Genomic DNA, 13,162 nt, shown 5'->3' with positions numbered 1-13,162 from the left:
TCGTAGACGGCAGGCACCTGGCGTGCCGCTACGGCGCCTTCGCAACACGCCAGCTCCCGAGGAATTTCGCAATGTCCATGCGTTCGAAAGTCACGAAGTGGCGAAACGTCGGAAGATTTTGCGTCGAGCGGGCCACCGACTATGGTGAGCTTATCGGAGTCGAGCTCGAAGAAACCAGGAGGCGTCTGGTACGGGAGTTGAGCGCGCTTGTTGCGTTGGCAGTTGCCGGCCTGTTCACGCTTTCGTTTTTGTGCATTGCGATCATTGCGACGGCATGGCGAACGCCTTATTTCATTCCGGTGGTCTGGGGCGTCGCGGCGATGTGGCTGCTTGTCTCGATTGTTTCTCTGCTCTTCGCCCGCTCCAGGAAGCCTGGAGGTCCGCTTCTTCTTTTGCAGAGGGAAATCCGGAGCGATCTCGACACGCTCAAGGAGGCGCTGAAATGACCCGCACAGGAAACCATAAGGAAGCCGAAAACGCCGTCCTCATGCGTATGGCTAAATCACGCGCAGCATTGCTGGCGGCCAACCGCGCTCCGCCCGCCGTTCCGGTCGCAGGCCGGCGAACCCGTTCGCCGGCAACCGATGTGCTCGCCTCGCTGGCGGACGCACCGCGCGTCACGCTGCTGCTCGCGCTGTGCGTCGGGACAATTGTTCTCGGACCCCGCCGGGCTTTCGTCATTGTCGGCCGTTCCGGGATCACCGCCTGGCTCGGTGGCACCGTGCGCAAAGTCATTCAGACCAAGCCCGGCCCGCTAGCCACGACGATCGAGTGATCGCTCGCGACCGTGCGCAACGTCGGCCGCGGGCGGCATGCCCTGTTGTCCGGACAATACGCAGTCGATAAAAGTGTGAGCACGGTTTTCCGCGTATCTGAACGCTTCATGCTCGGACATGAATTCGAGGCGCTCTGGAACACTTGCAATCCTCTTGCCTGGATACCCGGGCCCGGTGACGATCCATGACGCCATGTATCGGCGCCCAACGCCGTGAAAGGACAGCGTCCTCGCGGACGTCACCTGCACGTTGATGCTGTATCCACGGTACGAAGCATCGATCGGTAAAGACATGTGCGCCTCCTCGTCTCGCTGTGCCGGTATCGGCAACCGACAAGCGCGCAACCGCCGTGCCGCGGAGGATCTGGACCAGGGAAAGTACGGGCCGGCGACGGCCGGACCGTATTCCCGCGTGTCTGGTAGGCCGTACTGGATTCGAACCAGTGACCAACGGATTAAAAGTCCGCTGCTCTACCAACTGAGCTAACGACCCGTTCTACTCACTCCCTTTCAAGCGCGTCGCAAATGCCGGGAGGGCGCCGAACCCTAATCGGGCTCCATCGAAGCGGCGTGCCGAACCCGGCGGCGGCCTTGCGACCGCCACCGGTTTTCCCTTGTCGCCGTTGCCGGTCTCTGTGAGTCAAGTTGTCTGCACTTCGATCCGACGTGGCCGTGCTTCGTCGCGACGCGGAATGGTCAGTTTCAGCACGCCGTCCTGCAGGTTCGCATCAATCTTCGACGTATCGAAGTCCGGGCTCACCGAGAAGGCCCGCGCGAAATGCGGCTCACGGATTTCGGCGTGCTGTAGCCGCAGACCGGCGGGTGTCGGCACGACCGCTTCTGCCTCGATGTAGAGATTGCCGTCGTGCACCTTCACGTCGAGTTTTTCCTTGGGGACGCCCGGCAGATCCGCCCACAGTGTGATGCCCTGACTGTTCTCGAACACGTCGATGGCCGGCGTGAGCGTTACCCGGCGAGTCGGCCGGTCCGCTTCGCGTCCCTCGCGTTGCGTTACTGCGTTCTGGTCACGCTCAGCAACCTGGGTTCTGTCATTCATGATTTGCTCCTCGAATCACTGGCGTTACTGAACCGTAATGGCACGCGGTTTGGACGCTTCACGCTTGCCGACGGTGATCGACAAACAGCCGTTGGTGTAGCGCGCCTGGACCCGGTCGGGGTCGGCGTGCTGCGGTAGTTCGATCACGCGCCGGAAGCTCCCGGTGAAGCGTTCCTGAGCGTACGTACGGGTGTCGTCGCGCGGATCGTCGTCGGCCACAACGCGGGGAGGCTTGCGCTCACCGCTGATGGTCAGCAGGCCCTTATCGATCGACACCTCGATGTCGGTCGGCTTGAGGCCCGGCGCAAACGCGACGATTTCGATCGAGTCGTCGGTCGCACAGATGTTGACTTGCGGAAAGGCCCCGAAACGGCCGGAACGAATGCTGGACGGAAAGCCGCCGAACAGGCTGTCCATCTGCCGCTGCAGACGGTCAAATTCACTGAACAGGTCGGTTCCGGAAAAGAGATCACTCATCGTATCCTCCTTCGATGCAGCGGGGAGGCGAACGGGCTTACGCGCTCCAGTTCGCCTGCCAGCTTGCTGACAAACAAATCGAAACGCAGCGCGCCGGACGTGGCCGGTGCATCTGCCTGAGCGAAATCAAAGATAGAACCTACGGCGAAAATTTCAAGAGGCGATGGTAAAAATTCCGGCGGGTCATGCGCCGCCCCACTGCATCGAAAGCCCGCCGTCGATCGTCCAGGTCTGGCCAATGACGTAGTCGCCATCGTCGGAAGCCAGAAACAGCGCCGCCCGCGCGATTTCCTCCGGCTGCCCCGAGCGGTGCCACGGAACGACCCGCATCGATTGCCCGCGCTTTTCTGGATCGTCGAGCCGTGCTTGCGTCGCTGGCGGCTCTATCATTCCAGGCGCAACGTTATTGACGTTGATCCGGTCTTCAGCAAGCTCGCGCGAAAGACTGCCGTGTATGCATCCCGCCGATGGCCTCGTCGTGTCGAACTTCATGATGCAGGCACTGCAAGGCAAGCCGATCAAGACACCTCAGTACGCTCCACGCCCTATTCAAGCAGCCCACTCAGGGCGGCATCGTATTCGCCGATATTGAGGCATTGGTCCTCGCGCTCGACGCAGAGATACGAGAGGGGGCCGGGTCCCGCGTGGTGTTCGAGTTACATGCCAGCCGCAGATATCTGCATCGCCCGCATCCCGGTAAAGAGGCCCGGAAATATCGAGTGGAAGAGTTGCGTGTGTGGTTTACCGAACCTGGAGTCGAACCGTGATGAATTCGATGACTTACAAAGGCTATTTTGCGCGGGTTGAATTCGACCCACGCGAGAACATTTTTGTCGGCCATGTGCTGGGCGTTTCGGATCGGATCAGTTTCCATGGGGAAACTGTGACTGAACTAACCAACGAGTTTCATCAGGCGGTCGATCACTATCTGGAAGACTGCGCGAAGACCGGGCGCGATCCGCAAAAGCCTGCGTCCGGAAAACTGATGCTGCGCATTAGACCCGAGGTTCACGCCGCGGCCGGAATCGCCGCAGCGGCCACCGGCAAGAGCATCAACCAGTGGGTCGATGAGGTGCTGGAACGCGCCGCGCACGCCTGAAACAGTGTCACTTGCGCGCCAAACAGTACTGCATAGGCTCTGCGGCGAACGCAGCCTGTATTCCTCACCTGCTGCTTTCAATCTCGGGCATCGGCGCGAATAGTGCGTCGAGGTCGTCGTCCGAGAACTTGGCGGCGCCGGCGGCGTCTTCGGAGAGAATGCTGTCGGCAAGTCCCGCCTTCTGCTCCTGCAACTCCACGATCTTTTCTTCGATACTGCCCGCGGCAATCAGCTTGTAGACAAATACGGGCTTATCCTGCCCCAGCCGATGGGCGCGGTCGGTCGCCTGATTCTCGGCAGCAGGATTCCACCACGGGTCGTAATGAATCACGGTATCCGCAGCGGTCAGGTTCAGACCTACTCCACCTGCCTTCAGGCTGATCAGGAACAAAGGCACCTCGCCTTGCTGGAAGCGCTCGACCGGCGTGATGCGGTCCGTCGTGTCGCCAGTCAGAATGACGTAGGGAATCGCGGCTTCCTCGAGCGCGTCGGCAATCAGCGCCAGCATGCCGGTGAACTGCGAGAACAGCAGCACGCGGCGTCCTTCCTCGATCAATTCAGGCAGCATCGACAGGAGCAAATCGAGCTTGGCCGAACGCGTGACACGTGCGCCCTTTTCGACCCTTTCCGCTTTTTCCACTTTGCCGCGCTTCCCGCCCGGTTCGCCTGATTCCCCCGGCGCCTCATCAACCCTGATTTTCCGTACGAGACGCGGATCGCAGCACACCTGGCGCAGCTTCAGCAAGGCATCGAGCACGATAATGTGGCTGCGCGCGAGGCCCTGCGCGCTGACCGCCGCACGTACCCGCTCCTGCATAGCCGTCCGCACTGTTTCGTATAGATCGCGCTGCGCGCCTTCCAGATCGACTGAACAAACGATGGTTGTCTTGGCCGGCAACTCCTTCGCCACCTCGTCCTTACGACGGCGCAGCATGAACGGCCGGATGCGGCGCGCCAGCAGCGCGCGGCGCACCCCATCGCCGTTCTTCTCGATCGGATTGCGCCAACGCTTGGTGAAGTCTTTCTGGCTGCCGAGAAAGCCCGGCAACAGAAAGTCGAACTGCGACCACAGTTCGCCGAGGTGATTCTCCAGCGGCGTCCCCGTCAAACACAGCCGATGCCGCGCGCGCAATCCGCGGATCGCCTGTGCGGCTTTGGTACTGGCATTCTTCACGTACTGCGCCTCGTCGAGGATCAGCAGGTGATAGTCATGCTCGGCGAGCACCTTCTGATCGCGCCACAGCAACGCGTAAGTCGTCAGAATCAGGTCGTGTTCGCCGATCTGCTCAAAACGCTCCTTGCGCTGCGGGCCGTTCAGGACCAGCACTTTCAGATCGGGTGCGAAGCGCCGCGCTTCCTCGCGCCAGTTGTGCACGAGCGTGGTCGGCACGACGATCAGCGCGGGACGGTTGAGCCGCCCTGCTTCCTTCTCCGCGAGGATGTGCGCGAGCGTCTGCACGGTCTTGCCGAGACCCATGTCGTCGGCGAGCACGCCGGCCAGATCGTGTTCGCGCAAAAACTGCATCCAGTTCAGGCCCTGCTGCTGATACGCACGCAGTTCCGCCTTCAGACCACGCGGTACCGGCACCTCGTGCAAGCCCGGGCCGGCCTGCAGACGCTGCGCCAGCTGGCGAATCGAATCGTCGCCCTGGAATTGCCAGCGGCCTGTGCTGTTCAAGGCTTCGAGGCGGCCCGCATCGACGGAGGGCACCCGCAGCGGCGCGCCTTCGGCCAACGTGCCGCCCAGTGCGTCGAACAGATCGACCAGCACGCGCACCACCGGCTTCAGCCGGTCGGCGCGCAAACGCAGGCGCTTGTTTTCTTCGGTCTTCAGCTCGATCGGTTCGTCGTCGGCGATGGCTTCAAGCGCCCCGCCGAGCCAGCGCCGGTCGCGCCGGAACAGATCGGCGAGCAGCGGCTCGAGCCGCACATTGCGTTCGCCGATGCGGATGCCCATCTCCAGATCGAACCAGCCGTCGCCCGCCTGCTGCGCGGTGCCGTCGATCGCGTCGATCTCGATGATGTTGTAGCGGAACTCGGTCGCCATCGTCACGCGCCAGCCTTTGCTCACGAGCTCAGGTACAGCGTCGTTGACAAAGGCGGACCAGGATTCGGCATCGGGCAGGCCGAGCATCGTGTCAGGCAAAAGCCGCGACGCGTACACGCGGCTGGTCGGGACTTTCTGCAGGCCGGTCTTGCGCAGTTCGAGTAAGCGCTTCTTTTCGGCTTCGTAGCGTCGGCGGATATGGATGACGTCGCCGCCCGGCATGGGCACGAGGGTGACGCTGCTATCGACATTGATACTGACGCCGTCGTAATCGAAGCTGACGCCGGCCAGTTCAACAGCCTCTGATTTTCGTTGCCCCGCCTTGACCGTCGACGGCAGCGCGTGGCTATTGAGCGTGAGCACCGGCACGGGATCGACGTCGATCACGCGAATCGCGGAGGCGTCGTGCGTGGGCGGCAGCGGCAAATCGGGCGCGATCTCACGCAACACCGAGGCGACGAGCGGCGCTTCGGCGAGCGAGATCGGCGGCATGGCGAGGTAGTCGGGCAACTGCTGGAACGGCAACGACGATTCGACGAAACCCGCTTCATTCGCGACGCCGTCCACGTACCAGATCGGCTCGGTGGGCAGCACCATGGTGGCGCGCGGCTCAGTGCACAGCACGGGCCGCAGGCGTTCGTCCGCCAGCGGCTCCCATTCGATCCGCCCGGGCCGGGTGGCGCCGCGCGACAAAGGCGTCGGTCCATCGTGACCCGGCGCCGGCTTGAACTCGAAGAACAGGCGCCCCGTGGCCATCAGCTTTTGCAACATCTCCGCGCCGCTCGTGCCGCGCAGAACAAACTGGCCGAAATCCTCGCGCGAGCGGCCCAGCCACAAACCGCGCAGGATCGACAGGTCTTCGTCGGAGACAAACTTGGGTTGCTTGAGCAAGGCGGCTTCCACATTGCCCCAGGGCTCATCGACTTCGACAATCGTGCCGTCCGGATTGCAGTGCGCCCGGTACAACACGACTTCGTGGCGCATGTGGAACTTGGACCAGTTCAGCAGGTAGGCGAGCGTTTGGGTGCGTGCGGCGCCCGCCTTCTGGGCGACTGCATCGGCGGCCTCGGCGCGCGCGCGAAAACGCTCGAGCCAGCTGACCAGTTCGGGACGTACGCCGGATGGCGGCTGCATCGCTGTTCCGGACGGCGCCTGCGAATAGTCGGCGGACGGGCGCTCATCGGAGTCGATGCCAGTGTCGACGTTGGTGATGTGGTCCATCTCGTCGTGATACTCGAGCTCGGCGAGCAGCAGCGCAGCGACATGCTTGCAATTGCGGCTGACCGGGCAACTGCATTCGCTCTGCGCCCACGGTCTGCCGCCATCGGTCCGGAACCGCACCTGCGTGTGGTAGGGCAGCACCCGTGAGCCCTGCACATAGCCGCTGAGCTTGGCGCCATCCCATTTCACGTTCGTGACGGCGCCAACCGAGCGTGCCTTGGCGACGGTGTGGTCGCCCAGCCATTCCGTAATCCGTTCCCGATCGAAGAAAACTGACGACATCAGGGTCCATTCCTTTTCAAGCCGGCGGGGGCAACCGTGCGCGGACGCGGAATCGGCGCGGCAGGCGACGAACGGCGACTGCCCGCGCAGTTTCAGCCCGGCATAGATTGCCCGTGGTAACCGGCCATTTTACGCGTCGGACGAAATTAGCTGTGGAGACGGCTTCCAAGGCAGTGCAAGGGACGGATGGCCTGGCTTCGCTCAGAGCGCAGGGTCGCTGGATGCCCCGACGCTCACTTCCAGTCCCGCTGCCGCGAACACCTGAGCGAGCGTCGGCGTTGGCGCCTCATCGGTGACCAGCAGATCGACCGCATCCGGGCCGAAAGCATGTACCAGCGCGCTGTGGCCGAATTTCGCGTGATCCGCGGCGACCACGCGCCGCTCGGCCTGCGCAAAGGCGGCGAGCGAAAACGCCACGTCGGCGGGCAGTGCGTCCATGAAACGGCCCTGCAGGTCGATCGCGGTGACCGACACGATTGCGTAGCGCACATGGAACTGGCGCAGGAATGCAAGCACGCTGTCGCCGACTGCAGCAGAGTCGTCAGCACGCAGTTCGCCACCCGCGATGAACACCCGGTTGCCGTTGCGCGGCGCCAGCACGCGAGCGACTTCGATGGAATTGGTCACTACCGTGAGCCGCGAGCGCGCGGTAAGAGCCTGGGCGATGTGCAGGCAGGTCGTACCACCCTCAAGGATCAGCGAGTCGCCGTCCCGCACCAGTTCGCTGATGCGAGCGCCGATCGCCTGCTTGCCTTCGCGGCTTGCCACCATGCGCCGGTGGAACGGCGGCTCGTCGAGCCGTTCGGGCAGCATGATGCCGCCGTGGACCTTGATGAGCAGGCCGTCCGCGATCAACGGCTTGATATTGCGGCGGATGGTCTCGTCAGACACTTCGAAGCGGCCGGCAAGATCGGCGATCGTGCAGGTACGCTCGTCGCGGACGAGTCGCAGAATTTCGGCTTGGCGTTGGGTGGAGAACATAGGATCGAGACCGGGAGACGGTGCCAGTCTAGCAAACACCTCATAATTCGCCAAGAAATCTCAACGCATTCCCATATAAATCCACAATCGGCATGCTAAACCCGCACTAAAGCTCAACCTGCCCTTACTTCCGCCAGCAACTCGGGATGCCGATCCAGTACTCGCAGCAGTTTAATTAGCGCGAGCGGCGGCCTGGTTTTGCCATTCTCGTACCGCGAAAAAGCGTTCACGCCGCCGCCGAAAATTTCCGCCGCTTCGCGCTGGTCCAGCTCAAGCTTCTTGCGGACGGCGGCAATGAATGCGGGATCCACTTGCGATGCATTCACCTCCTTGTTGAAGGCCAGCATCATTTGACCGGTGCGGGTCGCCTCGTCCATGTCGAGCACAGCCTCTTCACATGCCGGGCAATAGTCGCCGGTGACGGCCTCGAAGACGGCTGTTTCCCCTTTGTAGACATAGCGCATATTGCGCGTATCGCGCACCAGTTCGGCCGCTCCGCAATTCGGACACTTCATGCTCACCACTCCTTGAATGACACGACGAGGACGTCATCGACCACCGTCAGTTTCAAATAGACCATGCCTGCTTCAGTCATGGCGCAGTAGACGTCCTGCCAGACCCGGTGGTCCGCGTACGTAGTCATGCTTTTTCTGAAAGCACGCCGATCGAGGGACATCACCGTTTCGACAATCGCCGCAGGCCCGAAGCCGAGTGCCGCAGCCCCGATCACGGCCGATTTCGTGATTCTGATCTTCCCTGCACTCGCCAAGCCCTGGACATCGGCCAACTTGCAGTGAGGCGTATTTTTTTCCACTCTTGCCTCCGATTGATATTAACCTATTTGGTTATAAAAAGGTAGGGCGGCCGTCTGTTACTGACGTATCCGCGACATCCTTTGATCCCACATCAGCCAAATCGATCGTTGCTTTTTGCCAAATTTTGTTGCAATCTACGCACGTTAATTCAACCTATTTCCACACATGTCCACATCCATTCCAACCCACGCCCGTGTCGTCATCATCGGGGGCGGCATCATTGGCTGCTCGGTCGCCTATCACCTGACCAAACTGGGTTGGACCGATGTGGTTCTGCTCGAACAGGGTCAGTTGTCGTGTGGCACGACCTGGCACGCGGCCGGCCTCGTCGGCCAACTGCGCGCGCAGGAAAGCATGACCAAACTGATCCGTTACTCGACCGCCCTCTACGCCGAACTCGAAGCCGACACCGGCCTCGCGACCGGCTGGAAGCAATGCGGCTCGCTCTCGGTGGCCCGCACGGCCGAGCGGATGACGCAACTCAAGCGCACCGCCGCCGTTGCGCGCGCCTACGGTGTGGCGTGCGACGTAATCAGCCCGCAGGAAGCCGGCGATCTATGGCCGGTGATGCGCACCGACGACCTGCTCGGCGCCGTCTGGCTGCCCGGCGACGGCAAAGCGAATCCCACTGATCTGACCCAGGCCCTCGCCCGCGGCGCACGCACGCGCGGCGCACGCATCGTCGAGAACACCCGGGTCACGGCGATTCACACGCGCACCGCGCTCGAAGACAAGGCAAACGGCACGACAGGCGCACGCGAAGTCAGCGGCCTCGCGTGGCGCAACAAGGAAGGCGAAGAAGGCACGATCGGCGCGGACATCGTCGTGAATTGCGCGGGCCAATGGGCCAAGGCGGTGGGCCGCCTGTGCGGCGTGACCGTGCCCTTGCACTCGGCCGAGCACTACTACATCGTCACCGAACGCATTGCCGGCGTGCATCCTGACCTGCCGGTGATGCGCGATCCGGACGGCTTCATCTACTTCAAGGAAGAAGTGGGCGGTCTCGTGATGGGCGGCTTCGAACCGAACGCGAAACCGTGGGGCATGAACGGCATCCCGGACAACTTCGAATTCCAGTTGCTGCCCGACGACTGGGATCAGTTCGAAATCCTGATGGAAAACGCGTTGCAGCGCGTGCCCGCGCTCGAAACGGCGCAAGTAAAGCAGTTCTACAACGGCCCGGAATCGTTCACGCCGGACAACAACTTCATGCTCGGCGAAGCGCCCGAATTGCGGCGCTTTTTCATCGGCGCAGGTTTCAATTCGATGGGGATCGCATCGGCAGGCGGCGCGGGGATGGCGCTCGCCGAGTGGATCGTCGCGGGCGAACCGACGATGGACCTGTGGCCGGTCGACATCCGCCGCTTTGCGCGATTTAACGGCAACGACACCTGGCTGCATGATCGCGTGAAGGAAACGCTCGGCCTGCACTATGCGATGCCGTGGCCGAATCGCGAACTCGACAGCGCGCGGCCGTTCCGCCGCTCGCCGCTGTATTCGCTGCTGCGCGATGACGGCGCCTGCTTCGGCAGCAAAATGGGCTGGGAGCGCGCCAACTTTTTCGCGCCGACACCCGCTGAAGCACAGATCGATTACGCGTTCGGGCAGCAGAACTGGTTACCGTGGAGCGGCGCCGAACATCGCGCATGTCGCGAAGGCGTCGCGCTATTCGACATGACGTCGTTCTCCAAATTTCTCGTCAAAGGACGCGATGCGGAAAGCGTGCTGCAAGGCATCGTCGCCAATGACGTAGCCGTACCGCCAGGTACGACGGTCTACACCGGCATGCTCAACGAGCGCGGCACCTACGAATCGGATTTCACGCTCACGCGCCTCGCCGACGATCAATACCTGCTGGTCACCGGCACCGCGCAAACCACGCGCGATTTCGACACCATCGAAAAAGCGATTCCGCGCGACAAACACTGCACGCTGGTCGACGTCACAGGCCAGTACGCCGTGCTCGCTGTAATGGGCCCGCGTTCACGCGAGTTGCTGCAAAGCGTGTCGAAGGCGGACTGGAGCAATGAGGCGTTCGCGTTCGGCCAGAGCCGCGAGGTCGATCTCGGCTACGCGACGCTGCGCGCCACCCGCCTCACCTACGTCGGCGAACTCGGTTGGGAACTGTACGTACCGGCCGAGTTCGCAGTCGGCGTGTACGAAACCTTGCAACAGGCAGGCAAGGCGTTCGGTCTCGTCAACGCGGGCTACTACGCGATCGACTCTTTGCGCATCGAGAAAGGCTACCGTGCGTGGAGCCGCGAACTGACGCCGGATACGAATCCGTTCGAAGCGGGTCTGTCATTCGCCTGCAAGCTCGATAAGGACATCCCGTTCCGCGGCCGCGATGCGTTGCTGAAATTGCGCGCCAAGCCGCTGCGCCGCCGCATGGTAGTGCTTACCGCCGACGGCGCCGCCGATCGCATGCTGTGGGGTGGCGAAGCCATTCTGCGTGACGGCAAGCCGGTCGGCTTCGTCAGTTCGGCAGCGTTCGGGCACACGCTCGGCTGTCCGGTGGCGATGGGCTATATCAACAATCCGGACGGCGTCGCCGATGCCGCGTATCTGAATAGCGGTCAATACATGATCGACGTAGCCGGCGATCTACTGCCGGCGACCGTGCATCTGAAGGCGCCCTATGATCCACGCTCGGAACGGGTGAAGGGCTAACGTCCGCCGCGCGCCATACTCGAAAACACCCCATCGCGGCGGATCAGACCATGAAACAGCGCCGCCGCGAGATGCAACAGCACCGTGGCGAACAGCGCGAATGCTAGCCATGTATGCAAGGCACGGAGTAGTGCGAACAGCTCCGTGTTATGCGGCGCGATCGGCGGCAAATGCAGGGGACCGCATAGCGTAATCGGATATCCCCCGGCGGATAGCATCCCCCAACCGATCAACGGCATCGCGATCATCAGCGCATAGAGGATGAGATGCGACAGCCTGGCGACAAAACGCTGCGGCGCCGGCATGTAGGCCGGCAATGGCGGACTGCCGCGCCGGATACGCACGCCCGCGCGCAGTATCACCAACAGCAGCAGCGCTATCCCAAGCGGCTTGTGAATCGCGATCAGCGTGGTATGCGCCCGCGACACCGTCGCGACCATTCCCACGCCGATAAACAGCATGGCGATGATCAGCGGCGCCATCGTCCAATGCAGGAGTCGCGCTAGCGGACTGAAATGGGTACGCGTCTGTGTCATGAACGCTCTCCGTTCGACTTCGTTTGATGAACCTCGGGATGCAACGATTCTTCGCGCGTGCGGCGCTTATATGACAGCGCGTACGCTGCCGAGCGCGCGGCGAGCAACGGATCGTTGGAAGGCCGGATACCGGCCGGCAAGATGGTCGGATCAAAATTAACATCGCGACAGGCACCGTCTTTCTGCGACGTCGTGTGATCGATCACCAGCGTGCCGGCGTCGATATGCTGACGATCGTCGGGCCATTGCATCGTCGCGTCGTCGATGGGATCGCCGGGTTGCGCGACCGTCAGGATCAGATGCCAGCGCAACGGTCCATTTTGCAGACGCTGATCGAGATCGGCTTCGAGGAAATTCTTCTCTTCCTTCTGCGCATCGGTGATCGATGCATACGGCGTTTCAGGCACCATCGCCCAACGCACGGCGCGAGTATTGCCCGCGCTGTCGGTGAACTGGAATGCGTTGATGCTGTAGTACGCGGCGTTCGCCAGACTCGACGATGGCGGATGCGCCTTCACCCATGCCTGAAACGGCTTGGTCTCCGGATTCGCCGCATAAAACGCTTTCAGCTTTGCCGGGTCCGGTTTGCCGGTCGCGGCGTCAGGTTTCGCCGCGACCAGTTGCTGATAGAACTGCTCGGGTGTATGAACCGCGAACACAGGTGTCGAATTCATCCCAGTGCGCCACTGCTCGCCATTCTGCAGTTGGAACAGCAACGCCATGCTGCGCACCGGTGAACTCGTGTCGGGCGCGGACGGGTTGCCCCCTGGAACCGCGAAGCGGCCGATGACCGGCGTGCGGCCCGGCGCGAACACGGCAGCACGTGAAAGTACCGAACCGTCGCCGCTACTATCGAAATACCCCGCCACACACAGGCCCTTTGCATGGTTGCGGCGATAGCCGGGATGAGCCTGGCCGGCCACCGCTTCGAAAGTGTTGATGATACGGGGCGCAGTGAGCCGCGCAGGTGTCAGCCAGCCCGCCGTGTAAGCGAAGCCGCCGGCAAGAACCGCGACGACCGCGCCAATTGCCGCGAGCCGGCATGGCATGCATGGAGGCGCAGCGTTGGGAACGGATGGTTTTGTCACGACGACTCCTTGACTCTCGGAAAGATGCACTCATCGGCAAACACCGAATTCGGCGATCTATTCCATTCGACGTAGGGCGCGTCCGTTCCGTGTGCGCGCCGGCTATCGATACGG

General features: G+C 62.4%; 13 protein-coding genes and 1 tRNA gene. 4 read left to right on the top strand and 10 right to left on the bottom strand.

The genetic code is table 11. The annotated features are described in order from the left end of the window. The first annotated feature begins 71 nt into the window (after window positions 1-71). Both M0D68_RS20885 and M0D68_RS20880 read left to right on the top strand, forming a co-directional pair. Window positions 72-446, top strand: coding sequence for a phage holin family protein (locus M0D68_RS20885; RefSeq protein ID WP_256457938.1), 375 nt, complete (start codon window positions 72-74; stop codon window positions 444-446). Continuing rightward, window positions 443-775: a hypothetical protein gene (locus tag M0D68_RS20880; RefSeq protein WP_266225215.1), complete on the top strand. Its 333-nt coding sequence runs from the start codon at window positions 443-445 to the stop codon at window positions 773-775. The genes M0D68_RS20885 and M0D68_RS20880 overlap by 4 nt, the downstream gene beginning before the upstream one ends. A gap of 417 nt (window positions 776-1,192) precedes the next feature. Here M0D68_RS20880 and M0D68_RS20875 read toward each other — a convergent pair. The 4 genes from M0D68_RS20875 to M0D68_RS20860 all read right to left on the bottom strand — a co-directional run bounded on the left by M0D68_RS20875 (window position 1,193) and on the right by M0D68_RS20860 (window position 2,801). Then, window positions 1,193-1,268: transfer RNA gene (locus M0D68_RS20875), tRNA-Lys, on the bottom strand. 147 nt (window positions 1,269-1,415) lie between these two features. Then, window positions 1,416-1,832: an Hsp20/alpha crystallin family protein gene (locus M0D68_RS20870; RefSeq protein ID WP_256457936.1), complete on the bottom strand. Its 417-nt coding sequence runs from the start codon at window positions 1,830-1,832 to the stop codon at window positions 1,416-1,418. 24 nt (window positions 1,833-1,856) lie between these two features. Next, window positions 1,857-2,309 carry an Hsp20/alpha crystallin family protein gene (locus tag M0D68_RS20865; RefSeq protein WP_266225214.1) on the bottom strand — a complete coding sequence of 151 codons (453 nt, stop codon included), beginning with the start codon at window positions 2,307-2,309 and terminating at the stop codon, window positions 1,857-1,859. A gap of 183 nt (window positions 2,310-2,492) precedes the next feature. Next, window positions 2,493-2,801 (bottom strand): SDR family NAD(P)-dependent oxidoreductase, encoded by a 309-nt coding sequence (locus M0D68_RS20860; protein ID WP_266225213.1) that lies wholly within the window; start codon window positions 2,799-2,801, stop codon window positions 2,493-2,495. Window positions 2,802-3,072: 271 nt separating this feature from the next. Here M0D68_RS20860 and M0D68_RS20855 point away from each other — a divergent pair, with 271 nt between their 5' ends. Then, entirely contained in the window at window positions 3,073-3,408 is a 336-nt protein-coding gene (locus M0D68_RS20855; protein ID WP_266225211.1) for a type II toxin-antitoxin system HicB family antitoxin, read from the top strand. A gap of 64 nt (window positions 3,409-3,472) precedes the next feature. Here M0D68_RS20855 and M0D68_RS20850 read toward each other — a convergent pair whose 3' ends face one another. The 4 genes from M0D68_RS20850 to M0D68_RS20835 all read right to left on the bottom strand — a co-directional run bounded on the left by M0D68_RS20850 (window position 3,473) and on the right by M0D68_RS20835 (window position 8,753). Beyond that, on the bottom strand, window positions 3,473-6,958 hold the full coding sequence (locus M0D68_RS20850; RefSeq protein WP_266225209.1) for a DEAD/DEAH box helicase: 3,486 nt from the start codon (window positions 6,956-6,958) through the stop codon (window positions 3,473-3,475). Window positions 6,959-7,159: 201 nt separating this feature from the next. Continuing rightward, a complete protein-coding gene (locus M0D68_RS20845) occupies window positions 7,160-7,939 on the bottom strand; it encodes a DeoR/GlpR family DNA-binding transcription regulator (RefSeq protein ID WP_266225208.1) in 780 nt (259 codons plus the stop codon). A 113-nt stretch (window positions 7,940-8,052) separates the two neighbouring features. Beyond that, window positions 8,053-8,454 (bottom strand): type II toxin-antitoxin system MqsA family antitoxin, encoded by a 402-nt coding sequence (locus M0D68_RS20840; RefSeq protein WP_200619234.1) that lies wholly within the window; start codon window positions 8,452-8,454, stop codon window positions 8,053-8,055. Between the two features lie 2 nt (window positions 8,455-8,456). After that, window positions 8,457-8,753, bottom strand: a complete 297-nt coding sequence (locus tag M0D68_RS20835) for a type II toxin-antitoxin system MqsR family toxin (protein ID WP_200619233.1) — start codon at window positions 8,751-8,753, stop codon at window positions 8,457-8,459. Window positions 8,754-8,919: 166 nt separating this feature from the next. Here M0D68_RS20835 and M0D68_RS20830 point away from each other — a divergent pair, with 166 nt between their 5' ends. Then, a complete protein-coding gene (locus M0D68_RS20830) occupies window positions 8,920-11,424 on the top strand; it encodes an FAD-dependent oxidoreductase (RefSeq protein WP_266225206.1) in 2,505 nt (834 codons plus the stop codon). Here M0D68_RS20830 and M0D68_RS20825 read toward each other — a convergent pair. After that, entirely contained in the window at window positions 11,421-11,960 is a 540-nt protein-coding gene (locus M0D68_RS20825) for a cytochrome b (protein ID WP_211703779.1), read from the bottom strand. The two genes, M0D68_RS20830 and M0D68_RS20825, sit on opposite strands and share 4 nt — an antisense overlap. Then, window positions 11,957-13,048: a catalase family peroxidase gene (locus M0D68_RS20820; RefSeq protein ID WP_301713943.1), complete on the bottom strand. Its 1,092-nt coding sequence runs from the start codon at window positions 13,046-13,048 to the stop codon at window positions 11,957-11,959. The genes M0D68_RS20825 and M0D68_RS20820 overlap by 4 nt, the downstream gene beginning before the upstream one ends. Window positions 13,049-13,162 lie beyond the last annotated feature (114 nt).

It is taken from the genome of Paraburkholderia sp. SEWSISQ10-3 4, assembly GCF_030464785.1.
GTDB lineage: Bacteria > Pseudomonadota > Gammaproteobacteria > Burkholderiales > Burkholderiaceae > Paraburkholderia > Paraburkholderia aspalathi.
Note: the sequence above shows the minus strand (reverse complement) of the source record. Positions and strands in the feature narration are given on the sequence as shown.